Origin of the sequence: Caproicibacter sp., assembly GCF_046707225.1 — a bacterium.
GTDB lineage: Bacteria > Bacillota > Clostridia > Oscillospirales > Acutalibacteraceae > Caproicibacter.
The window spans coordinates 57,573-80,555 of the sequence record NZ_JBJKOP010000040.1; the positions used below are offsets into that span (position 1 = coordinate 57,573).

The window sequence follows — 22,983 nt, forward strand, 5'->3', positions numbered from 1 at the left end:
GAGGAAACTACGATGAAAAAAGCAACACTGGCCATCAGCTTTGACAGCAAGAAACTGGATGCCCTGACCTATCATATGGCCAAAAAAGATACGGATTTGCAGACGGAGCTGGAGGATACCGTCCAGAAGCTTTATGAAAAGCACGTTCCGCAGACCACCCGTGAGTACATTGACGATAAGCTCTCCCGTGAGTCTGCTGCAAAACTCAAAAGACCGGTTCGCCCTGTTGCGACTGGCGGTTCTGATAACAGACTGACATAAGCAGAAACGCTGTCTGGGCATGTGGGCGGCGGTGTTGCCCTGTGTGACCTTTTGGCGGTCAGAGTGGCATCCTGACACCAATGAGTTTCATATTGCCCACGTTGCGCCCGTGTGGAGAGAATGTGAGAAAGCCCCAAATGCGGCGATAAATCCTCAGAATGAGAGCGTTCCGGTAGGGTCGAAAGTGGTGCAGGTTAAAGGAGTTATGCTGCTTTGGCAGCATAACTCCCCTGAACACCGACCGGCAAAGCCGTTCGGGGATTGCGAAGTTACATAACTTTCTGCCCGAAGGCCCGATTTGTTATGCTGGTTTCAGCAAAAGACAAGGAAAACCGGGATTTTCCGGAACTTCCACTGCATAAAGGGGCAATATTCACAGAGAAAAGGAGGCAATATGGCAAAGGCACCTGAAAAAGTCCGCACCGGCTTTTATATAGAAAAAGAAGTGCTGGATCGGTGCGATGAGCTGCTGGAGCAGGCCAATGTGAAATCCCGAAATGAGTTCGTCACTGAGGCGCTGAAGTTTTACTGCGGATATCTCACCTCGCAGAAAATAGAAAACTATCTGCTGCAGAGTTTATCCTCCGTCCTCGTCAGCGCCATCCGGGATACGGAAAATCGTCTGGCCAGAATGGATTTCAAAATCGCCACCGAGCTGTCCAAGCTTTCTCATGTGGTGGCTTATACCCATGCGGTTGACGAGCAGGCTCTTCAAAGCCTACACTTAAAATGTGTGGAAGAAGTAAAACGGATCAACGGTGCGGTTGATTTCGAGGATGCATATAACTACCAAAAGCGGCGAACCTAAAATTGTAAGATTAATTTGTTTCTTTTGGATATGGACTATGAAAGCATATCCGTTTATATGTTGGTGTACAGCGTTGTAGTGCCGGGAAAGGAGGGAAACGTACAATGGAGAAAAGTGAAATCTTTGAATCAGTCATCCGAGATCTGACGGAAGTTGCTATCGAAAAGCGCAAAGAAGCACTGGATGACAGCGAGCTGCAGCTCTATTCTGAGGTAAAGGCTCTTAGTTCTCAGGCTCAAGAGATTGTCAATTCACTGCCGGAAGATCAGCAGAAAATTCTTACCGATTATTTTGAGAAAACAAACCTCATTGCCGATCACGAATGCCAGCATCTCTATGTGCAGGGTGCAAAGGATTGTGTGGAGTTGCTCAAAAAGCTGGGTGCGTTGTAGGAAACATAGGTAGGCGGTCTCTGCGGGAGCGGAGGCCGTTTTACATATTGGTGGTGAAATTTGGCAGTGGAGGTGGTATAATTATATTTAAATTACAAACTAAGAGGTGAAGCCAAATGGAAAATATATTTAAACAAGATAAATATACATTTAAAGAACTGCCATCTCAAAAAGGAGGCAGAACATACCGCGTCAAGTGTGTTGAAACAGGGGAAGAAAAAGACAGCTTTATCAGCTATACTGATGCGGCTGGACTTCTTATAAGTACTTATAATTTTGCTGATCAAATTATAGAATCCAATAGTCAGAATAAAGACTACATAGAAAAAATATTTCATCAGCTATTAGGTAAAAAGAAAAGTCAGTGTTCCAGTTTAGTTAGGGAGGAGATTGCTCCTTCTGGACAGATTCAAGGTGTAATTACACAAATCAAAAGCGATGATAAGCTGGAGACAAAACTGAAATATCAAACCGAATATTTTGATATTCAGGTATTGTTTGAAAATGGACTTATGCGTGGAGCTACAAAAATAGAAGTTACAAGACGAAATGATTAACTTATTGAAAGAGCTTATATAAAAATTGGAGAGGCAAAAATGACCTTTAATATCAGTAGCCCTAACGAAGCGTTTGATTGTTTGCTTGACTTTTTGGGATTGTCAGGCTCTGACTATATACACGAATATTATATTGAGTGCGATGCGGATAATAATCGTTTTCTTGAAAAACATAGCGATAAATTAGAGGCGATGGATTTAGAAGATGTTGCCTTTTTAGTACTCCATGTAACATCAAATTATGATCAGTGTAAAAATATAAAAGAACACGGAGTTAAAAACCTACAAGAAGTACTATCCGAAGATACTCCGCTAAATAATTTTCTTATGGTTCATGGTTTAACCTTTGATGTTCAGGCTAAAAGGATGATATGGAATGACTTAGAATACAATATTGACTATGACTCATACAGAGATAAAAGCTATAATTTAAGTAAAATCGAAAAGAATATAAAAGAAATCGGCAGAAAGATTTATTTCGATAATCAAATCAATGGCTTTTTCTATACACAAGATGCAAAAAAATACGGAACCAATATTCATCTCTATCCCGAATTTCTATTTACCATATCAAATCTTGCTCCCGAACTATCTCATATCAAAGATGAGTGGTCTGCCAAGTGCCAAGGATACTTATTGTATATGCTTGTAAACTTTAACCAATTAGCATGGTATTCTTTTGCGTGTTACACAGATAAATATGATTTTGACGATGATAAACTTGACAATTGGAGTCAGCTGAAAAATTGGATGTGGTCACTTGCTATTGATGTTGCCAATTCTAACATCAGTTTAGATAAATATGCTTATATGAAACAGAACACTGTAATAAATCCGGATCAGATCATGGATGTAATAAAAATTAATAGTTAAGATTGTTAATGGATTATTGTTCGTTTTAGGGTGGCCACAAGTGGTCGCTCTTTTCTTTTACCCAAAACTCAGAAAGGAGGTCGCCATGCCGAAAATCATCTTTACCTCGCAATATACGCGGGATGCACCGCCAGCCCAGCTTGAAAACTATGTGAAGTACATCGGAACCCGTGATGGGGTTGAGAAAATAGACAAGAGCAAGCTGCTGCTACCGGCTACGGTAAAACAGCAGCAACTCATCGTACAGCTCGTTCGGGATATTCCCTCTTCCAAGGGTATGCTGGAGTATGCCGACTACTGTGAAAACCCCACCATCGTCAACGCTACCGAATTTATTTCTCTGGCATTGGAACAGAATCTCAATCTCATTGGTAAGCGTGAAAACTATGTGGAGTACATCGCAGGCCGTCCCCGTGTTGAGCGGATCGGAGAGCATGGTCTGTTTACTGATGCGGGAGTTCCGGTGGTGCTGGCGCAGGTGCAGGAGGATGTGTGCAACCACAAGGGCGCTGTCTGGACTCATGTCATCAGCCTGCGCCGGGAGGATGCCGCAAGGCTCGGATACGACAGCGGAAAGCAGTGGCAGGATTTACTGCGCAGCAAAAAAGCCATGCTCTGCAAGCATATGAAAATAGACAGCGAGAACCTTCGCTGGTATGCCGCCTTCCACAATGAAAGCCATCATCCTCACGTGCATCTCATGGTCTACTCCGCCAAGGACAATGACGGATTTCTCACTGAGCCTGCCATCGAAGCCATGCGCTCAGAACTGGCACACGATATTTTCCGTCAGGACTTTGCTCATATTTATGAGCATCAGAACGAAGCCCGCAGCCAGCTCAAGCAGGGTGCCGCCGATGTTATGGCAGAACTGCTGCCTCAGGTGCAGGGTGGCTTTTGTAAAAATAAAACCATTGAAGCAGATCTGCTGCTGTTGGCTCAGAGGCTCCAGAACACAGGAGGCAAAAAGGTGTATGGATACCTCAAGGCTGATGTGAAAACTATCATCGACCGAATTGTGGATGAGCTTGCCAAGGAGGAACGGATCGACAAGCTGTACCGGGCATGGAACGATTGGCAAAATGAAATCCTTAAAACTTACACCAACAAGCTGCCGCCTCTTCCTCCGCTCTCGCAGCAAAAACAATTTAAAAGTATCAAAAACATGGTGATTGCCGAAGCGTTACGCTTAAGCAGTCACCATGTTTCATTTGAGGATGAAGCCGCAACGGAACCGGAGCTGCCGGAGTCTGCGGATGGTGAGACGGAGGAAGCCTTCATGGAGCCAGCTGATGTAGTCTTTCGCGCTGAGTGGAGCAAGCAGTACAAACAGGCGAAAAAGTATCTCTACGGCAGCGAGGATGTACCGCAGGATTTTGATAAGGCATATCAATTGTTCTTGCTGGAAGCGGAATCCGGCAATGCTCTTGCCATGCATGACCTCGGCAGGATGTTTGCTGATGGCTTGGGTCGTGAGATTGATTTACAGGCCGCTCACGAATGGTATGAAAAAGCGCTGTCCGCCTTTTTATCCGCAGAAACAGAAAAGCCCAAACCCTATCTGGAATACCGCATCGGCAAAATGTATGCCGCCGGTCTTGGCACGGAGCAGGACTATGGGCAGGCGGCTTCATGGTTTCAGGAGGCGGTAGAGAAAAATCATAAATACGCCCAATATTCCCTCGGCAGTCTTTACTACCGTGGGCAGGGTGTATCGCAGGATTATGCACAGGCGCTCCGGCTCTATACTCTGTCCGCCGATCAGGGAAATCCATATGCAGATTATGAGCTTGCCAAGATGTACCGTGACGGTGTCAGCACACCGGTGGATGCCCCTACTTCTAATGAGCATTTCAAAGCCGCCTTTTCCGGGTCTTATCGTCTGGAAAAGGACAGCCACGATGATAAACTGCAATACCGACTCGGTCAGATGCTTTATACCGGAACCGGCACAGAAAAGGATGCGCAGGCTGCGGTTTTCTATCTGGAGAAATCGGCGCAGCTTGGAAATGTGAATGCCCAATATCTGCTGGGCAAGGTGTGTCTGGAAACCGGTATCGGAAACTCCGCACAGGCCATAGCGTGGATGATCAAGGCAGCGGAAGCCGGAAACGCCGGAGCGCAGTATGCTCTCGGAAAGCTGTACCGGGATGGCAATCATGTGGAGAAAGATATTTTAAAGGCGGTATCTATGTTTACAGCTGCCGCAGAGCAGAAAAACGAGTATGCCGCCTACCAACTTGGCAGGCTCTATCTCCAAGGTGAGGATATCCCGAAGAAAATTCTGGAAGCGGTCAAGTGGCTTACACTTTCCTCTGACCTTGGCAATGCCTATGCCGGGTATGACTTGGCGAAGTTGTATCTTACCGCTGACGGCATTCCCAAGAATGTCGGTGAGGCGATTCGGCTGTTCACCTTATCTGCAGAGAAGAAAAATGAGTTTGCGGCTTACCAACTCGGCAAGCTCTATCTCCAAGGGGAAGATGTTCCAAAAGATGTGGAATCCGCCATCCGCTGGCTGACTGCCTCTGCTGAACAGGGAAATCAGTTTGCTCAGTATTCTCTCGGTAAGCAGTATTTTTATGACGGTGAGGTTCCCCGTGACAAGGAAAAGAGTCTTTACTGGCTGGGGCTGTCTGCGGCGCAGGGCAATGTCTATGCGCAGTACCTGATTGACAACATAGAAAGCTATCGCAATCCCTCGGTGCTGCTGGCCGCCACCCGGCTGATGCATCGGCTGGAGAATTTGTTCCATGAGGACTATCGCAGAACTGCAGGAATCGCTGCCAGTCATATTGACCGCAAGCGTAGACGGAAGCTGCAGGAGAAAAAGCAGGCGCAGGGTCACAAGCGGGATGACCATGCGCCACAAATTCATTTATGATAGGAGGTTTTATTGTGTCAGGCTACATCTACTTTACAGACGAACAAAAGGAACGTGCCAACTCCGTAGACTTGGTGGATTTCCTACAGCGGCAGGGTGAAAAGCTCCTACCCTCCGGCAGAGATAAGCGGCTGGCCAGAGATCACAGCATCACGGTTCGGAGCAACCGCTGGTATGATCACGCTTCTGAGGAGGGCAGCTATGCTATCGACCTTGTAAAACGGCTCTACAACCTGTCTTTCCCGGAGGCAGTCAGCCTACTGCTGGGCGGTGAACAGGGCGTGGAATACCGGCAGCACAGCAAAAGTAGCGAGCCGGAACAGCGAAAGCCCTTTGCTCTGCCGCCAGCGCACACGGATATGCGCCGGGTGTTTGCCTATCTCATCAAGCAACGCTGCATCAGCCGGGAGGTGCTGTCCGAGTTTGCCAGAGAAAATCTGCTGTTTGAGGATGCCGAATACCACAACGCTGTGTTCGTGGGTTATGATGAAAAAGACATTGCCCGCCATGCCCATAAGAAAAGCACGGCAACCTGCAGTAGCTTCCGCATCAATGTGGAGGGCAGCCATCCGGCCTATAGCTTTCATTACATCTCAAAAAATCTTTATCCCCACAACCTGTTTGTATTTGAAGCACCGATTGATCTGCTATCGTACATCAGCCTGCATCCGCAGAACTGGAAAAACGCAAGCTATGTGGCGCTGAACGGTGTGTCGGAGCAGCCGATCCTGAAGCTGCTGGAGCTGTATCCGAAACTTCAAAGGGTTACACTCTGCCTTGATAATGATGATGCCGGACTCAAAGCCGCCAGCCGTATTCATAAAAACTTGCGGGAGCAAGGATTTGAAGATGTGGTGTATGATGTTTCGTCACATAAGGATTGGAATGAGGATTTGAAAGCAGTGTATTCTCAGGAGCAGACCACACCGGCTATGGTGATGAGATAAAAAAGCATGACAGCCGTTTCATTGGCAGTCATGCTTTTTTATGTTCGTCTGTGTGCGGTGATAATGGTGTAACTGTGAGCATTTATAGTAATCTCGCAGCCATCCACGGTGATGTACCAGTTCTTGCCCTTTCGTGTGATGCTGGCATTTGCGGCTTTGATTTTTTCTCTGCACCAACCGATCACATCATCTGTGTCCAAACGCAGATTCTTTCGGATGCGTTCCACACCCAAATTCGTAGTGTGCAGTTGATCCAAGTTTGAAAGCAACAGTTCAGAACTGCAGTTATCATCAAATATAATTTGTGATTCTATGGTTGGCTCCAATTTAGACAGTTCATCTGTAATCAATGCTTTTGCAATATACATTGCTTTTAATCGGTTTCGCAGAAGAGTATGCTGTGAATTTCCCTCCGGGAACTTCTCCTGTGCCTTCTCACATTTGTGGATGATGGAATTGATGGCGCGGAGTGCCTCGGTTAATTCTTCAGGCTTGTAATTTTCCATAGTGTTTTACCTCACTGGTTATCATGAACTTATTTTACTATAAGAATCACAGAAAAGAAAGGAGAACCCTATGCCATCCCAAGTATATATCCTCATAGTAGTGGTCGCCGTGATGTTTTCTGTCATCGGCGGTCTTTCTCTTTTAGCACACTATTATACCCTTAGCGGCATCAAATCCAAAACGGTCGGTGACGGTCAGCACGGTACCGCCCGTTTCGCCACAGAAAGCGAAATCAAACGGACATACGCCCATGTACCCTACGAGCCGGAAAAATGGCGGCGTGGGCAGAATTTACCTGCTCTGCAGGGGCTTGTAGTAGGCTGCAAGCAAAAGGCAGTCTCTACCACTGCCCTCATTGATGATGGCGACATTCACTGCCTTATGATCGGCGCTGCCGGTGTCGGCAAAACCGCAAACTTTCTCTACCCCAACATTGAATACGCCTGTGCCTCCGGCATGAGCTGGCTCTGCACCGATACCAAGGGAGATTTATTCCGAAACTATGCAGGCATCGCAAAGGATTACTATGGCTACAAAATATCGGTGCTGGATCTACGCAACCCCACCCGTTCGGATGGCGATAACATCCTGCAGCTAGTGAACCGCTATATGGATGCCTACATGAAAAATTCAGAGAACCTTGCACTGAAAGCCAAGGCCGAGAAGTATGCCAAGATTACTGCAAAAACGATTATCTCCAGCAGCGGTGAGGACTCGGCAAGCTATGGGCAGAACGCTTTCTTTTATGATGCTGCCGAGGGATTATTGACTTCGGTGATTCTGCTGATTGCGGAATACTGTCCTCCGGAGAAACGGCACATCATATCGGTGTTCAAAATGATACAGGACTTGCTAGCTCCCTCACCGGTAAAGAACAAAAGTCAGTTTCAGCTGTTGATGGATAAACTGCCCTCCGACCACAAGGCGAGATGGTTTGCGGGAGCCGCTCTCAATACTGCCGATCAAGCGATGGCCTCGGTACTGTCCACCGCCATGTCAAGACTGAATGCGTTTCTAGATTCCGAGATGGAGCAGATTCTGTGTTTTGATAGCTCACTGGACACGGAAACCTTCTGCAAGGAGAAATGTGCCATCTTTATCGTGCTGCCGGAGGAAGATAACACGAAATACTTTATGGTGTCTCTGTTCCTGCAGCAACTCTACCGGGAGATGCTGACCGTTGCCGATGAATACGGCGGCAAGCTCCCTAACCGGGTTATGATCTTCGCTGATGAGATCGGAACCATCCCGAAAATCCAGTCAATGGAGATGATGTTCTCCGCAGGTCGTTCCCGCCGCATCAGTATGGTACCCATCATCCAGTCCTTTGCCCAGCTTGAGAAAAACTACGGCAAGGAGGGTTCCGCTATCATCATTGATAACTGTCAAGACATTCTGTTCGGAGGTTTTGCGCCGAATTCCGAAAGCGCCGACATCCTCTCAAGGGCGCTGGGATACAAGACCGTCATGTCCGGCTCCATCAGCAGAGGCAAGAACGATCCTAGCCAGAGTTTGCAGATGATCCAAAGGCCGCTGATGACACCGGATGAGCTGAAAACCCTACCCAAAGGCAATTTTATTCTGGCCAAGACCGGCTACTGTCCCATGCGCACCAAGCTGCCGCTGTTTCTCAAATGGGGCATTCGGTTTGAAAAAGGCTTTGAGGTGGAGGAATGTGCCACCCGAAAGGTTCAATATGCCGACCGCTTCGAGCTGGAACAGGAAATTCTCCAGCGAGGCTGTACCTATGACGAGGATGACTTTGTTGAATTTCCGGAGCCTCCCGATGATGACCGCAGAGGGGGTGCGCTGCACACACTGGTGCAGGAGTATGAGTCGGAGCCTCCTGCTATGCCACTACGCACGGATTAAGGAGGTGTTCATGATTGAATTATCTATCCTCTCTCTATGCTGCAGATGTTCCGCATCGTGCTGTGGTGGTATATCGTTACCTGAAAGACCGGGCAAACAAGGACGGAACCTGTTACCCTGCCATCGGTACCATTGCCAAGGACTTGAAGTTCTCTCGCCGTACGGTACAGCGAGCCATCGCTGACCTTGAAAAGACCGGCTATCTTCAAAAGGAACAGCGCTGGCGGGAAAACGGCGGCAAGAGCAGTTTATTATTTACGGTGAAATGAAAAACACATACCCTGCCGCCAAGGGAGCAGTGTGCCCTGTTGGCGGCATATGGTATGTGTCATCATGGCCTATGCAGTGAACCTGTCACTCTAAGGATTTCTTTAAACACAGAGAAACAACAATAATCACTTTAACATGAAGAAAATCCACCTCCGAAGAAAGAAGATGGATTCTGCTTATCTGGCATCCAATAACGCTTTGACAGTTGCGGCGGCTATTTTGATTTCCTTTTCGCCGCACAGCTGGATCATGTGCAAGAGCTGTTCTTTTTCTCTGTCTGTATGTTGAATTTCCGGATAAAAGATCGTATCAGCTGATATTTTCAAGGTGCGGATGATCTTAAGCAGCACCGGCATTCTTGGGTGTTTATTTTCATTCTCAATGGCCATGATGTATCTTGGCGTGACTCCGACCTGTTCCGCAAGGGCATCCTGTGTCATGCCTGCGGCAATCCGAGCATCCTTTATGGTCTGACCAAATGAGTTCAGTAATTCCTCCACTGTCAGTTCACCTCCCATCCTAATTTTACAGTATGGGCATAGGATTGAGAACGAACCTGTAATGATTATCAGAGTGAACACAACTGATAGCAAATATTATTTTGAGGAAAATCTTACTTGTTCTCTCGACAAATAAAAATTTCTGTGCTAAAATCAGAAATGAATAAAATTATATTCATTTCTGATTTAGGAGGCAGCATTATGAAAGACAAAAAATCTGAAATTTTTAATTGTGGGAAAGATTTGTTTAGCCGTAATGGGTTTAAAGTAACCAATGTTTCGGATATTACGAAAATGGCCGGAATCGGCACGGGTACATTTTATAAATACTATACTTCCAAAGAGGAACTTTTCATTGATATCTATCTAGAAGAAAATGAAAAGTTAAAAAGGAGTATCATGGAATCTGTTCCAGCAGGAGCTGATCCTATAGAATTGATAAAAGGAATTATTCAAAAAAACCTTGAAGGAATGAAAGCCAACCCGATCTTAAAAGAATGGTATAACAGGGATTTGTTCAGTAAAATAGAAAAAGAATTTTATAAATCGGACGGGATAAAAAGCATTCATGAAATCATGAACGGCAGCACGTTTGAACTGATAAAATTGTGGCGTTCACAGGGAATATTAAGAGATGACATCAATGACGATATGATCCTCGCCATTTTCAACTCTATTCCTTATATCGATATTCATAAGGAAGAATTAGGAATTCAATATTTCCCTAGTATATTGGAATACTTAGCAGAATTTATTATGAAAGGTCTGATGGATAGGAAAAAAGAATAAATACCTTGTTGTATTTATTTTTTGCCCGATTATGAATGAATATTTAAATATTCATTTCTCAAGGGAGAAAGGTGATAAAGTGCAATTAAGACGAACAAAAAAATTAATTTTGATTGGAGTGATTATTTTGGGAATTTTAGGACTTGGCGCGCTGTCTGTAAAGCAGATCAGTGAAGAGCAATCTTTTGCCGCGGAAACAATTGACAAAATAAAAATTGATGTGACAACGGAAACCGTACAGATCAGCCAGAGCGACACCGGCGGCAATGTAATGGTTTACTTAACGGGAAAAAAGATGATGCAGGAAGTAAAATTGTCTGCTCAGGTAATTGAGGGAGTACTTACTATAGGCATAGAGAGGGATCGTAAGTTGCTCGAAGACACAACGCTTACAATCAATCTACCGAACGACTTTACCAAAAATCTTGATATTCATACAACAACAGGTGTTGTCAAAATTGATTCGGTAACTCTAAACAGCTTTATTCTGACTACAAATTCAGGAGGAATGAAAGCACAAGCATTAAGCGCGGACAATATTTCTGTTACCACAACATCGGGAAGCATTAAAGCTGTAAAGCTGGAGGCTAAAAAGCTGGATATTCAGGGCAAAACTGCTTCGGTCAAGATTGACGAATGCCTTACTAAATCCGCACAGATTGAAACCACAACCGGGAGCATAACTTTGCGGCTTCCCGATACCGCCGAATTTTTATATGAAGCTAAAACCTCTACCGGAAAACTTAGCTCCGACTTCCCTGTAAATACCAATGACAGCAAAAAAATAACAGGGCAAATTGGTGCGAAAAACAACCAGATTATCCTGCAAACGTCTACAGGAAGTATCAACTTATTGAAAAACAGCTGATCTTATTTGATACCATACCGCATGACCTTGCGGTAATTTGCGGTGGTATTTCCATCCGGTTTTTCAAATGGGAGTACCCTAAGTGAGTAAAATCACAAATAGAGGCTTTCAGCTTTCATTTATATCCGCCAAATAAAAAAACGGCGCTTTGGCGGGTCATTCTTCATGCCTGAATATCTAAAGCAACCCTCCAAACCCGTGAAGTTTGGAGGGTTGCTTTATGTGTTGGTCAATACAGACTACGCTGCTGCGGATTCGCTGCAGCGATATTAAGTAATCTACGTAACCAACGCCTACATAGGTAATTCGTTAAAAAAAGCCTATGGTCTCCAGCGGATAACTATGCCCACCAACGCGAACCAGCAGAGCAGGTAGAATGCGAAATAGTATATAAGAGCGTACCAATGGACGGTCATGTCCATCGGTATGCTCTTTTTTTACTGCGCAGAACCATTCCCCAGTGCCGGTCACCACCTCTTGTCCTTCGTTTTCAATCACATTTTGAAAATTTGGAGGACAAACATATGTCAGAGAATAAAAAATATACCATTGTTGTAAAAAGGCAGCGCGTGGAGGTCAGCGAAGCCGTCTACCGTGCCTATCATAAAGAGCGTGAAGCGGAGCGCTATCAGAACAAGCTGATTCGCCAGAATGAGCTGTCGCTGGAGCGGTTCCATGAGGATGGTGTTAACATTGATTACCTCATAGTCCGTATTCGGCCAGACATCGTGGACAGGCTCCTTTATCAGGAGCAGCTGGAGGCGCTGTGGATTGCTCTTCAATCCCTGCCGGAGGATGAACGCTCCCTCATTGATGAACTGTTTTTCAATGATAAAAGTGAGCGAGAACTTTCTGCAATGATCTCTGTGCCACAGAAAACTATTAACGACAGGAAAAAACGAATCCTGCTTAAACTTCGCAATCTCATAGAAAATTAATCCGCTCAACCCCCTCACTTTTTCCTTTATAGAAGTGAGGGGGATTTTCTATCTCTCTCGTGTTCCTTGAAAAACACCGAAACCATTCGGTCATATCCAGCAGCTTGAATACGTTAGCTGTTCAGCTCCGATGAGGGGAAAGCGGCTTTGGAGGACACGCCAAGACCATCTGCGGATAGGTCAGAGCTATTCGTCAACACGATAGCATCAAAGGTGCCGAGCGAGAAATGTCCGTCCATAAAGCAATCTGTGGTGGATTGCCCCGCCATAACCTGAACAGCCTATAATGATACTTCTGCACAGCCACAGACATCGCAATGGGTGCAGCCGCCGGAGAACCCGGCGGGGGTGAGAGTCCCATGACAGCCATACGTCACGCTTATGTGACGTTAACCAATGGCTGGTTTAAGCTGACTGCCCAAAGGACGAAATCGTCCTTATACCGCAGGTACTCTGCCTGTGGTGTTCTGCTTCGGGGAGTAGTGTCGAATAGAAGCAGCAGAAAACGAAGAACAAGAGTTTTGTTATATCAGAAACTATGAGGACAGCCGCCCTGCGGGTAAACCCGGTCACAATCGGCGGCTGTCCTTATCCTTGTGATATAACCACTATTTCACATAAAGGAGGATTTTCTATGAATACAAAATCTGCATGGATTTATTGCCGCATCGATGCTCCAGAGGATACCCACGGTGCTTTGAAAGGGCAATACGAAAGACTGGAAACCTACGCTGTACAGATAGGCTTTACCGCTGTAGGTTCCTCGCAGGACTTGGGCAGCGGTCTGCACATTGATCGCCCCGGCCTGCAAGCTGTACTGGAAGCTGCAAAAGCCGGGAGTTTTCAGATTCTGCTGGTGGATTCGGTAAGCCGGATCGGGCGGGATGAAGCAACTACAAAAACTATTATCAAAACGCTGATGTCTTATGGCATTGCCGTCTTTTCACCACTGGAGGGGAAAATATTGATATAGAAAGGCAGAAGATTTTTATGAATGAGAAAATAAGAATGTTTGAAAAATACCCTGATGTAGTCGAGGTAAACCAATTGAGAGAAATGCTCGGCGGCATCAGCCGTAAGCTGGCTTATAAACTTTTGGCAGATAATGAAATACGAAACGTGCGAGTCGGGCGAACCTATAAGATTCCCAAGGCTTGTGTGATTGAATATTTGCTGGGTGAAGAAATGTGCCATATCAATATTTTCTGATATGATTTTTGTCTATTGTCTATTATTGAACTTATCCTGTAGAAAAATCCGTTGGATCTTTTCCACGCAGAACAGTAGCTATCCTATACTTTCTGTGGTAATGTGGAGTTGTCAATGGTAGGCAAATACTGCTGTTATTTCAAAGGAGGATAACAATGATAACAGGCTGCCTACAGCAAAAAAACAATACTTATTATGCCGTTTTATATGTAAAGGTGGACGGCAAAAGAAAAACTAAATGGATTTCCACCGGACTGCCGGTAGCGGGAACCAGTCAAAGAAAGGCTCAAAAAGCCTTTGATCAAATTCGCTTAGAGTATGAGCAGGCTCAGGAGGAAAAGGAACGCCAAGAAGCAGAAGAAAAAGCCAGAGAGCTGATTAAGGGAAAAAGGAATCCGCAGGCAGACGTACCATTCATGGATTACCTTCAAAAGTGGTTGCTGCAATCCAAGCCCACCATATCCAAAACTACGTTTAAGGGATATCGCACCATGCTGGACGGTAGGGTCAATCGGTATTTTACAAAGCTGGATGTTACTGTGGGAGAAGTTACTCCTCAGCATTTACAGGATTTCTATCAAACAATTTTTGACGAAGGGCATACTCCTAACACAGTCATCCATTACCATGCGGTACTTCGAAAGGCACTGCAAAATGCCGTGAAAAAGGATATCCTTGGCAGCAACCCTGCCGACAAGGTGGACAGGCCAAAGAAGAATGTATATCAGGCACAGTTTTATTCCGCAGAAGAAATGATGACATTGTTTGATGCAGTATCGGACGATCCCTTGGAAATTTGCGTAAAGCTTGCTGCTTATTATGGGTTACGAAGAAGTGAAGTTCTTGGATTAAAGTGGGATGCGATTAATCTCGAACAAAAAACAATCTCCATCAGGCACAAGGTCATTGAGGATGAAGTGGACGGCAAGTTTGTGGCTGTCGGCGAGGATGTGCTGAAAACCAAATCCAGCTTCCGCACACTTCCCCTGCTGCCCTCTGTCGAGAAACTGCTGCTTGCAGAGAAAGAGAAACAGGAAATGTACCGCAGGCTATTCAAACGCTCTTACTGCCGGGATTATCTTGATTACATTTGTCTCGACCAAACCGGAAAGCTCATGCGTCCCAATTATGTCACAGAGCATTTCAGCTGGTTGCTTGAAAAATTCGGACTCAAAAAAATTCGATTCCACGATCTCAGACATAGCTGCGCCAGCCTGCTACTGGCAAACGGAATATCCATGAAGCAAATTCAGATATGGCTTGGACACAGCACCTTCTCGACCACAGCGGATATTTACTCACATCTGGACTTTCATGCACAGATTGAATCCGGGCTTGTTATGGATGGAATGTTTGAGAGAAACCGAGTGGTCGAACCAAGCGGACTTGAACCGAGTGAATAATTTTCTACAGATTACTCCATGAAAATGCAGCAAAGCCTTATATACAAAGGGTTCAGGCGTATCGATTTTCTACGAAAGCAGAAAAAAACGCCCTCAAAAGAGAGCGTAGAAATCCCGAAAAAAGGATGAGCCTGCTGCGGACATTGACCGCAAACAGGCTCATGGCGGAGGCGGTGAGATTCGAACTCACGTGCCCGTGAGGACAACCTGATTTCGAGTCAGGCTCGTTATGACCACTTCGATACGCCTCCATATTATATTTTAATACACACAGCCTTTCGTAGAAACCAAGGCAAAGTGTAGAAAAACCGTAGAAATCGGTAAAAAGCTAAATTTTCATAATCCCACAAACCCGCATAAACTCAAGGGTTTCCCGCATTTCCAAGGCAACTGACCGAGTGGATTTCGAGTCAGCCCCGTTATGACCACTTCGATACCTCTCCATGTATTTTCAACCGATTGCTCGGTGAAAAGGCGATATTCAGTTGATTGCAAAATTGCAAGAAAACTGCAAGATGAAAATTAGAACCGCTGTAAAATAAGAGCCGCGAACCCGCATGAATACAGGCTTTGTTGAACTGTTGCATTGATGACCGCACATGATAAGCGTGCTTCCTTATTTTACTGGGAAGCGCTGAAAAAGTCAAGGCTTTTTCAAAAACAATCAGCCGTAGGCCTGAATGGAGGAGGCACTCTTGGCGTCATCGGGAAGAGTGACAGAAGGCGCGGAGTTGATCTTGTCGATGTTCCCCGATATTTCGCATTTTGTTACATGAACCGATACGCTGCTGCCGTCAATATTTTTGAAGATCTGATTGACCGCGTCCGTCAGGTCTGCTTCAATCCGAACGATTTTTCCGGTGCCGGCGTCAATGTAGCAATAGCCGTATAAATCGGGCGCGCCGTTCAGCAGAGCCGGGACCACGGTGCTGGAATTTTCAGCCATGCCCGTGACCGTAACAATGTTTTCCACTGCGCTGCGCAGAATTTCACTGCTTAGCTTTAGCTCAATCTTATGGACTTTCCGGGAATCCAGCGTCGTTTCCCGCACATATTTCTGGTCTTCCGCATTGTTCAGCACGCGGAGAATATCCACCTGATCCGCGGGCGAAGTGTCAAGGTTGCCCGCGTCGGTTTTTTGCCAGACCCCGTTGGGCTTACAGTAAAAGCTCGGCTTTCCGTTCTCGGTCAGGGTGTAGGTCTCATTATCGCTGGAGATGCCGTCATTCCGGATTTTCTGAACCGATTTTAAAGCGAACGGCTTTGCCGTGTATGTAATACTGTTGGAGGAAGAATAGACATGCTGGGCGCCGTTCACCGTAAACACAAGGTCCTGGCTGATGTCGGCGTTGCAGCTTTGTATGGAATCCGCGTCCGTTTTTGCTTCCCGGAACAGAACGCCGGCGTCGGGTCCGCTGGAACAGGCGTTGAACGTTACCAGGGCTGCAAGAAACAGAAGCGCAGAAAAAATGCGATTAATTCGTTTCATGATGAACCTCTTTTCAGTCGATCTGGAGCCTATCCCCATTATAATTGTTTTAGGGTATGTCCGCAACCGGATTTCTTCCCCTGAACTTGACAGTTACCCACCTGACAGCGTAAAATAGATGCAAAATCAACTGATTTTTTCCCTTTGCGCACTCAATTTTTTAATTAAGGAAGTTGCCCGCATGAATCAAATCAGCAGCCTTGCAATGAGTTTCGCTTCTCTTTCCGTCTATCGCGGAATATTAAACCGGCCGGTACCCGCGGCGCTCTGCCGACTGCTTCATGCGGCGGGCTATTCGCAGCGGGAATTTGCGGAAGCGTGGGGCGCTTTCTTTTCCGCCCTTTGCGAGCAGGATGGAAGCTCAAACCTGCGCGGCTGTCTTGCCCAGGATGTTTTATATGACGAAAACGCATTCTCTCTGGCGGCGGCGCGGGGAGAGGAGATTGACCGCACGGCTTCGGACGCGGCGCGGCGCGATCTGGACGTCGTCTTTCAGGCGGCTTCCGTTACGCCGGAACAGCTGCTTGAGGGATGTGACTTTGCGGACGGCCTAAGGGCGCTGATTCTGCCGCGGTGGCAAACGGGGGCGCTGCCCCCGTCGCTTGAGGCCGGCGGCGGAACTTTTGCTGACCGTGCCGCCCGGTATTACCGTGAAAACGGATGTGGCGTATACGCGCGCTGCCGGGCGTTTATCTGGCGAGGCGGAGAAATCAGGCCGGTTTTGCATCCTGACCCGACCGTCCTTTCCGAGCTTACGGGTTACGAAGTTCAGCGCCGGACGGTGATTGACAATACGCTGGCTTTTCTTAACGGCCTGCCCGCGAACAACTGCCTGCTGTACGGAGACCGGGGCACCGGCAAATCCTCCACCGTCAAGGCGATTCTGAACGGATACTATCATCGCGGCCTGCGGATGATCGAAATGCCGAAGGAATCCCTTCCCGATTTTCCCGTCCTGGTGGACAGGATCGCGGAGCTGCCGATGAAATTTATCGTTTTTATCGACGATCTCTCCTTTTCCCGCCAGGATGAAACGTATGCTTCGCTGAAAGCGGTGCTGGAAGGCGGCCTTGCGGCAAGGCCGGAAAACACGCTGATTTACGCGACAAGCAACCGCAGGCATTTGCTGCGCGAAACGTTCTCCGACCGGGAGGGCGATGAAATCCACCGCGGCGACACGATTCAGGAAAGCCTCTCGCTTGCGGACCGGTTCGGGCTTTCCGTCAATTTCAGCCTTCCGGCGAAGGACGAATATCTGGAGATTGTACGCGGGCTGGCTGAGCGGAGGGGCCTCGGCGGCCATATGAAGGAACTTGAGGAGGGAGCCGAACGCTGGGCGATCGGCCGCGGAGGGCGTTCGCCGCGCTGCGCGAAGCAGTATGTTCGCGCGGCGGAGGCCCGCATTCGAAGCGGCCGGGAGCCGGAGTAAACCGAGACCGAGAAAAGGAGTCTGGAATGGGAAAAAGATTTTTGGCCGTATTCCTGGCGGCGATGCTTGCGTTTTCCGCTTTGTCCGCCTGCAGCCGCGCAAGTGATATTTCTTCCGGAGCGGGGGATAAGGACTTTCCCGTTGCGATCGGGAATGTGACGATTCAAAAGGGACCTGCCGGCGCGGTGGTGCTGTCGCCGAATATTGCGTCCGTGATTCTGTCCATCGGATATGAAGCGACTCTGAAAGCGAGAAGTAAGGACTGCACGCAGAGCGATCTTTCGGTTCTGCCGGTCGTTTCCGCCGACGACGCGCAGAAAATGCACGACCTTGGCGCGGACGTCGTTTTCGCGGATTCCCTGACCGAAGAGCAGAAATCCTCGATGCAAAAGGCGGGCCTGACGGTTCTGACTTTGCAGCCGGCGGACAGCCGGGAAGGATTGGAAAAGCTCTATTCGGAGGTGGGCGCCGCGCTCAAGGGCGCGCGGACCGGCTACCGGAAAGGACAGGACGCGGCGGCCGGAATCTATCAGACTATCGACGACATCACCCGCGTCGTGCCGGACGGCGACACACCGGTTACGGCGGTATATCTTTATGACGCAAAGGGCGCTGCCGCGACCGGCGACACGCTCGCGGGAAAGCTGATTGACGCCGCCGGGCTGACCAATTCTGCGGAAGGCGGAAAAGACAAAACCGTGAAAGTCTCCGATCTTCTGCTGGCGGACCCAAAGTACATATTCTGCGCCAAAGGCGTCAAGTCTCTGCTGGAATCCTCACCCGATTACGCAAAACTGACGGCGGTGAAGGAAAAGCGTGTTTATGAGATGGACCCCGGCCTGATGAACCTTCAGGGGGAAGAACTGATCCAGGCGGTCAGCTTTATGGCCGGAACCGTGCATCCGGAGCTGCTGGGTTCGGCCTCCTCGTCGTCCGGGTCGCCTTCTTCCTCCTCTTCCTCTTCTTCGGGCGCTTCCGTGGATACGAACCTCAACCTGGATCAGACCCTGAAGAACGGGATGCAAAACGACGATGTTTTGAAAATGCAGAATCAACTGAAACAGCTGGGATATATGTTCGTAAAGCCGACGGGGCTTTACGCGGAGGGAACCGAGCAGGCCGTAAAAGATTTTCAGCTTCTGAACGGAATGACGGTAACCGGTGTGGCGGATCCCGCAACCCTGAAAAAGATGTTCTCTTCCGACGCGGTCAAACGTCCCGCCGAATAAGCGCAAAACTGCCCCGGCTTTTTCGCCGGGGCGCTTTTCTTTTGGTCAGGCATTGACAAACCCCGTGGCTTATTTTATAATGGATAAGCATTTGTGCATGAGAACGACTCTTATGCGGGAAGTACTTTGAATATTTGTCTCCGTAGCTCAGCTGGATAGAGCGTCCGCCTCCTAAGCGGAAGGCCAGGCGTTCAAATCGCCTCGGGGACGCCAGAGCGCCGTAAATTTCGGCGCTCTTTTTTATTCTTTTGTTTTTCCTCGTTTTGTGCTACACTGGTCAAAAAATTTGTTTGAGGTGTGCAATGGTAAAGGTAAAGCTTACAATTACAGAGTCGAACTGCCGGTGCGGGATTCATCGGGCGGGCGAGACCTTTGGTGCAGGACCTTTGTCCGCCGATATGCCATGAGCTTTGGAACAATATATATCCGTCCGTTTACGCGCTGCTGAACGGGGCTGAGCTGGAAGTCGGCGAGAACAGAGGGAAATGCTTTGACGCAAAATGTCCGGACGGCGGAAGAGTGTGCATTCACGGAGAAGTTTGTGCCGAATTATAAATTCTTGGGAATAAAAAATACAGTTTGAACGCGCCCTGAAAAGGGGCGCGTTTGTGTTCGATTATGGTTTGGCATAGGGCCTTGTTACGATTTACTCCATTTCCAATTCATGTACTGCCGCACGATATCAGTCACGGCTATCTGCTTTTTGACAGCGGCTTCTTCAAATATCTTCCGAACCACGGGAAGACCGCTTCCAAACGGATCCTGAACTGTCAAAATGTGCCTGTCCATTTTTTTCATTTCCTCAACTGTCAAAACTGGAACCTCCCTATTTAGCAGTTGACCCTATTATACCGCGATCATATGCATTTGTCGCAATTTCGCAACGAAATGAAATGATTCTCCGGACAGTATCATGAGAGTTTGGGAAAAGATGCGGTGCCGGTAGTGATATTAACGCCGCTTTGTGATATAATGAAAAATCAGATGCAGATATTCAAATTCTTTTCCTTGGGAGATTTTCTATGAGATACGATTCACCGTACGGCCCTTTCGGGCCATATGGAGACCCGCGTTACTATATGGCCGTACAGGAAGAAAAAAAGCAGATCCGCCGCGAGTCCAACCGCCTTGGCTGGACCGCGTTTCTCGGCATCTTTCTGCTGGCTGTAATCCCGTTAATCGGAGTGCTGTATTTTCACATGCTGCAGCCGTACCAGCCAGGGATACAGGAATTCGGCGGAGTAAACCCGGTGATGTTTTATCTGATCAACGCGCTGGGTTATGTGCTGGGGCTGTCCGCCCCCGTGTTGATCTATTTTGCGCTGCGCCGGATTCCTCTTTCAGTGGGAATTCCGTTTGAAAAGGCGGGCGTCCCCAAGACCCTTGCCTGTGTGTTTCTGGGCAGCGCCGGCTGCCTTCTGGCAAATTTTCCCGCCAGCATTATCGTCAACCTGGAGCAGGCCTTCGGGTTCAGCGGCAATATTCCGGACATGCCGCTGAACGACAACCCCGCCGTGCTGGCCCTGTATGTTCTGAGCATTGCGGTGATCCCCCCGATTGTGGAGGAAATGATGTTCCGCGGCATGATCCTTCAAGGGCTGCGCCGTTTCGGCAACGGGTTCGCGGTTTTCGCTTCCGCGGCACTGTTCGGCCTTTACCACGGCAATCTGGCACAGTCGGTTTTTGCGTTTCTTTGCGGACTGGTTCTGGGCTTTGTCGTCATTCGTACCAATTCGCTCCTTCCGTCCATCCTGATTCACGCGCTCAACAATCTGGCGGCGGTTGTCCTTGAATTTGTCGAACGGTACCGGGGAACCGGGGTCGCGGTGACGGTCGGCAATTACAGGGCGGGTGCTCTGCTCGTGCTTGGCCTGCTGTCCCTGATTTATCTGTTAATTCGGGACAGAAACTTTTTCCGTACGGGAGCTTCCGTCTCTCCGCTTCGTTTTTCCCAGAAGATTGGCGCTCTGTTTTCAAATTCGGGTGTGATCATGCTGACGATTTACGCGGTGGCCGCTTCCATCTATGTGTTAACGGGGACTTGAGCCATGAGGACCGATGAGGATTTTATGCGCGAGGCCATCCGCCTGGCACGGGAGGCCGGGGCAGAGGGAGAGGTTCCGGTCGGGGCTGTCGTGGTGCGCGACGGCGAGGTGATCGCACACGGCAGGAACCGGAGGGAAAACGGCAAAAATGCCCTTTGCCACGCCGAATTGGAAGCGATCGACGGAGCCTGCCGAGCGTTGGGCGGATGGCGGCTGTGGCAGTGTGAACTGTTCGTAACGCTGGAACCGTGCCCGATGTGCGCCGGGGCGATCATTAATTCCCGTCTGCGGCGCGTCGTGTTCGGCGCGCGCGACCCGAAAGCGGGTTCCTGCGGATCTGTGGTCAACCTGTTCGAGTTGCCGTATAACCACAAGCCGGAGCTGACGGAGGGTGTTCTCAGGGAGGAATGCTCCGCTCTTCTCACTGATTTTTTTCGGCGGCTTAGGAAATAGATCCGGGCAAAATTGAATGGGAAAGGAATCTGTTCCATGACTGAGCTGGTTGATTTGTTTTTCACTTTCTCCAAAATCGGCGTGCTGACCTTCGGCGGGGGGTACGCCATGCTTCCGATTCTGCAGAGGGAGATTGTTGAAGATAAAAAGTGGGCCGAGGACAGCGAACTGGCGGATTACTTTGCAATCGGGCAGTGTACGCCCGGAATTATCGCGGTGAACACGGCGACGTTTATCGGATGCAAGCGAAAGGGAATCGCGGGCGGCATCGTCGCGACGCTGGGGCTGGTGTTTCCCGCTCTGATCATCATCACGGTCATTGCGGCGTTCCTTCGCAATTTTGCCGACCTTCAGCCGGTCAAAGACGCTTTCGCGGCCGTGCGAGTCTGCGTCTGCGTTTTGATTCTCAACGCCGTGATCAAACTGGGCAAAAGCTCCGTGAAGGATACGGTCACGCTGATCATCTTTCTCTGCGTTTTTCTGCTCTCCTTTTTCACGAATTACTCCCCGATTCTCTGGGTTGTGCTTGCCGCCGCGGCCGGAATCCTTGTGAAAGGCGGGCGCAGCGCATGATTTATCTGAAACTGTTTTACGAGTTTGCGAAGATCGGTCTTTTCTCCGTCGGCGGCGGGCTCGCGACCCTGCCGTTCTTAACGGATCTTGGGAACAGCACGGGCTGGTTTACTCCGGCGGATCTAGCGAACATGCTCGCGATTTCGGAATCGACGCCCGGGGCGATCGGCGTCAACATGGCGACCTATGTCGGCTTTCACGTGGCGTCTTTGCCCGGCGCGGCGGTTGCGACGCTGGGGCTGGTGACCCCTTCCGTCGCGGTGATCCTGGTCATCGCCCATATGCTGAAGCGGTTCCAGCAGAACCGTTATGTCCAGAACGCGTTTTACGCTTTGCGCCCGGCTTCGACCGGGCTGATCGCCGCGGCGGGGATGGGCGTTGTAAGCATCTCGATTCTGACGCTGAGCGATTATTCGCAGACGGGGAATCTGCTGAATCTGGTAAACTGGAAAGCACTTGTGCTCGCGGTCGCTCTGTTTTTCGCCATGAAAAAAATCAAATGGCATCCCGCGGCGTTTATCGCGATTTCCGCCGTGATCGGGATTGTGTTCCATTTCGGAAGCTGAGCCGTCCGAAAGGATAAGGGATTGTTGCAAAAATGCGTCTTGAATGGGCTGAAAAGTCCATTTCAAGGCGCATTTTCTTGCATTTTGGGGGTTTGTTTTTTATAATTTGCTATTGCAAATT

25 protein-coding genes and 2 tRNA genes are annotated in these 22,983 nt (G+C 48.4%); 22 read left to right on the plus strand and 5 right to left on the minus strand.

The window, feature by feature from the left end:
* Positions 1–12: 12 nt before the first annotated feature.
* The 7 genes from ACLQ3M_RS11600 (at position 13) to ACLQ3M_RS11630 (ending at position 6,722) form a co-directional block, all read left to right on the plus strand.
* Positions 13–261 (plus strand): DUF6103 family protein, encoded by a 249-nt coding sequence (locus tag ACLQ3M_RS11600; RefSeq protein ID WP_411677853.1) that lies wholly within the window; start codon positions 13–15, stop codon positions 259–261.
* A gap of 394 nt (positions 262–655) precedes the next feature.
* On the plus strand, positions 656–1,069 hold the full coding sequence (locus ACLQ3M_RS11605; protein ID WP_411677854.1) for a hypothetical protein: 414 nt from the start codon (positions 656–658) through the stop codon (positions 1,067–1,069).
* Positions 1,070–1,173: 104 nt separating this feature from the next.
* Entirely contained in the window at positions 1,174–1,461 is a 288-nt protein-coding gene (locus ACLQ3M_RS11610; RefSeq protein ID WP_411677855.1) for a hypothetical protein, read from the plus strand.
* Positions 1,462–1,577: 116 nt separating this feature from the next.
* The gene (locus ACLQ3M_RS11615) at positions 1,578–2,018 is read left to right on the plus strand and encodes a hypothetical protein (RefSeq protein WP_411677856.1); all 441 of its coding nucleotides are present in this window, start codon (positions 1,578–1,580) and stop codon (positions 2,016–2,018) included.
* Positions 2,019–2,057: 39 nt separating this feature from the next.
* Positions 2,058–2,891, plus strand: coding sequence for a hypothetical protein (locus ACLQ3M_RS11620; protein WP_411677857.1), 834 nt, complete (start codon positions 2,058–2,060; stop codon positions 2,889–2,891).
* An 85-nt stretch (positions 2,892–2,976) separates the two neighbouring features.
* The gene (gene mobP3, locus ACLQ3M_RS11625; protein WP_411677858.1) at positions 2,977–5,775 is read left to right on the plus strand and encodes a MobP3 family relaxase; all 2,799 of its coding nucleotides are present in this window, start codon (positions 2,977–2,979) and stop codon (positions 5,773–5,775) included.
* Positions 5,776–5,789: 14 nt separating this feature from the next.
* Entirely contained in the window at positions 5,790–6,722 is a 933-nt protein-coding gene (locus ACLQ3M_RS11630; RefSeq protein WP_411677859.1) for a DUF3991 and toprim domain-containing protein, read from the plus strand.
* 38 nt (positions 6,723–6,760) lie between these two features.
* Here the strand turns inward: ACLQ3M_RS11630 and ACLQ3M_RS11635 are convergent, their stop codons facing one another.
* Positions 6,761–6,994, minus strand: coding sequence for a DUF3781 domain-containing protein (locus ACLQ3M_RS11635; protein ID WP_411677933.1), 234 nt, complete (start codon positions 6,992–6,994; stop codon positions 6,761–6,763).
* A 304-nt stretch (positions 6,995–7,298) separates the two neighbouring features.
* On the opposite strand from ACLQ3M_RS11635, the gene ACLQ3M_RS11640 reads away from it, so the two are divergent.
* Together ACLQ3M_RS11640 and ACLQ3M_RS11645 are read left to right on the plus strand one after the other, a co-directional pair.
* Positions 7,299–9,101, plus strand: a complete 1,803-nt coding sequence (locus ACLQ3M_RS11640; RefSeq protein WP_411677860.1) for a VirD4-like conjugal transfer protein, CD1115 family — start codon at positions 7,299–7,301, stop codon at positions 9,099–9,101.
* 14 nt (positions 9,102–9,115) lie between these two features.
* A complete protein-coding gene (locus tag ACLQ3M_RS11645) occupies positions 9,116–9,370 on the plus strand; it encodes a helix-turn-helix domain-containing protein (RefSeq protein WP_411677861.1) in 255 nt (84 codons plus the stop codon).
* Between the two features lie 177 nt (positions 9,371–9,547).
* Here the strand turns inward: ACLQ3M_RS11645 and ACLQ3M_RS11650 are convergent, their stop codons facing one another.
* Positions 9,548–9,871 carry a helix-turn-helix transcriptional regulator gene (locus ACLQ3M_RS11650; RefSeq protein WP_411677862.1) on the minus strand — a complete coding sequence of 108 codons (324 nt, stop codon included), beginning with the start codon at positions 9,869–9,871 and terminating at the stop codon, positions 9,548–9,550.
* 201 nt (positions 9,872–10,072) lie between these two features.
* Between ACLQ3M_RS11650 and ACLQ3M_RS11655 the strand changes: the two genes are divergently transcribed.
* The 6 genes from ACLQ3M_RS11655 (at position 10,073) to ACLQ3M_RS11680 (ending at position 15,078) form a co-directional block, all read left to right on the plus strand.
* Positions 10,073–10,660 carry a TetR/AcrR family transcriptional regulator gene (locus tag ACLQ3M_RS11655; RefSeq protein WP_411677863.1) on the plus strand — a complete coding sequence of 196 codons (588 nt, stop codon included), beginning with the start codon at positions 10,073–10,075 and terminating at the stop codon, positions 10,658–10,660.
* A gap of 127 nt (positions 10,661–10,787) precedes the next feature.
* Positions 10,788–11,528: a DUF4097 family beta strand repeat-containing protein gene (locus tag ACLQ3M_RS11660; protein WP_411677864.1), complete on the plus strand. Its 741-nt coding sequence runs from the start codon at positions 10,788–10,790 to the stop codon at positions 11,526–11,528.
* Between the two features lie 524 nt (positions 11,529–12,052).
* Positions 12,053–12,466: a sigma factor-like helix-turn-helix DNA-binding protein gene (locus ACLQ3M_RS11665; protein ID WP_411677865.1), complete on the plus strand. Its 414-nt coding sequence runs from the start codon at positions 12,053–12,055 to the stop codon at positions 12,464–12,466.
* A gap of 634 nt (positions 12,467–13,100) precedes the next feature.
* Positions 13,101–13,439, plus strand: coding sequence for a recombinase family protein (locus tag ACLQ3M_RS11670; RefSeq protein ID WP_411677866.1), 339 nt, complete (start codon positions 13,101–13,103; stop codon positions 13,437–13,439).
* A gap of 17 nt (positions 13,440–13,456) precedes the next feature.
* A complete protein-coding gene (locus ACLQ3M_RS11675; protein ID WP_411677867.1) occupies positions 13,457–13,675 on the plus strand; it encodes a helix-turn-helix domain-containing protein in 219 nt (72 codons plus the stop codon).
* Between the two features lie 155 nt (positions 13,676–13,830).
* Positions 13,831–15,078, plus strand: a complete 1,248-nt coding sequence (locus tag ACLQ3M_RS11680) for a tyrosine-type recombinase/integrase (protein ID WP_411677868.1) — start codon at positions 13,831–13,833, stop codon at positions 15,076–15,078.
* A gap of 162 nt (positions 15,079–15,240) precedes the next feature.
* Here ACLQ3M_RS11680 and ACLQ3M_RS11685 read toward each other — a convergent pair.
* Together ACLQ3M_RS11685 and ACLQ3M_RS11690 are read right to left on the minus strand one after the other, a co-directional pair.
* Positions 15,241–15,329 (minus strand) — tRNA-Ser (locus tag ACLQ3M_RS11685).
* 413 nt (positions 15,330–15,742) lie between these two features.
* Positions 15,743–16,567 carry a hypothetical protein gene (locus ACLQ3M_RS11690; protein WP_411677869.1) on the minus strand — a complete coding sequence of 275 codons (825 nt, stop codon included), beginning with the start codon at positions 16,565–16,567 and terminating at the stop codon, positions 15,743–15,745.
* Between the two features lie 181 nt (positions 16,568–16,748).
* Between ACLQ3M_RS11690 and ACLQ3M_RS11695 the strand changes: the two genes are divergently transcribed.
* From ACLQ3M_RS11695 to ACLQ3M_RS11705, 3 genes are all read left to right on the plus strand, one after another.
* The gene (locus tag ACLQ3M_RS11695) at positions 16,749–17,996 is read left to right on the plus strand and encodes an ATP-binding protein (RefSeq protein ID WP_411677870.1); all 1,248 of its coding nucleotides are present in this window, start codon (positions 16,749–16,751) and stop codon (positions 17,994–17,996) included.
* 26 nt (positions 17,997–18,022) lie between these two features.
* Entirely contained in the window at positions 18,023–19,225 is a 1,203-nt protein-coding gene (locus tag ACLQ3M_RS11700; protein WP_411677871.1) for a peptidoglycan-binding protein, read from the plus strand.
* A 136-nt stretch (positions 19,226–19,361) separates the two neighbouring features.
* Positions 19,362–19,438 (plus strand) — tRNA-Arg (locus ACLQ3M_RS11705).
* Positions 19,439–19,864: 426 nt separating this feature from the next.
* On the opposite strand, the gene ACLQ3M_RS11710 is transcribed toward ACLQ3M_RS11705, so the two are convergent.
* Positions 19,865–20,038, minus strand: coding sequence for a hypothetical protein (locus tag ACLQ3M_RS11710; protein ID WP_411677872.1), 174 nt, complete (start codon positions 20,036–20,038; stop codon positions 19,865–19,867).
* Positions 20,039–20,247: 209 nt separating this feature from the next.
* Between ACLQ3M_RS11710 and ACLQ3M_RS11715 the strand changes: the two genes are divergently transcribed.
* The 4 genes from ACLQ3M_RS11715 to ACLQ3M_RS11730 are packed head-to-tail and all read left to right on the plus strand — an operon-like array spanning position 20,248 to position 22,862.
* Positions 20,248–21,270 carry a lysostaphin resistance A-like protein gene (locus tag ACLQ3M_RS11715; protein ID WP_411677873.1) on the plus strand — a complete coding sequence of 341 codons (1,023 nt, stop codon included), beginning with the start codon at positions 20,248–20,250 and terminating at the stop codon, positions 21,268–21,270.
* A gap of 3 nt (positions 21,271–21,273) precedes the next feature.
* Positions 21,274–21,723, plus strand: coding sequence for a tRNA adenosine(34) deaminase TadA (gene tadA / locus ACLQ3M_RS11720; protein WP_411677874.1), 450 nt, complete (start codon positions 21,274–21,276; stop codon positions 21,721–21,723).
* A 36-nt stretch (positions 21,724–21,759) separates the two neighbouring features.
* The gene (locus tag ACLQ3M_RS11725; protein WP_411677875.1) at positions 21,760–22,296 is read left to right on the plus strand and encodes a chromate transporter; all 537 of its coding nucleotides are present in this window, start codon (positions 21,760–21,762) and stop codon (positions 22,294–22,296) included.
* On the plus strand, positions 22,293–22,862 hold the full coding sequence (locus tag ACLQ3M_RS11730; protein ID WP_411677876.1) for a chromate transporter: 570 nt from the start codon (positions 22,293–22,295) through the stop codon (positions 22,860–22,862). Before ACLQ3M_RS11725 ends, ACLQ3M_RS11730 begins: the two co-directional genes overlap by 4 nt.
* The last annotated feature ends 121 nt before the right edge of the window (positions 22,863–22,983 follow it).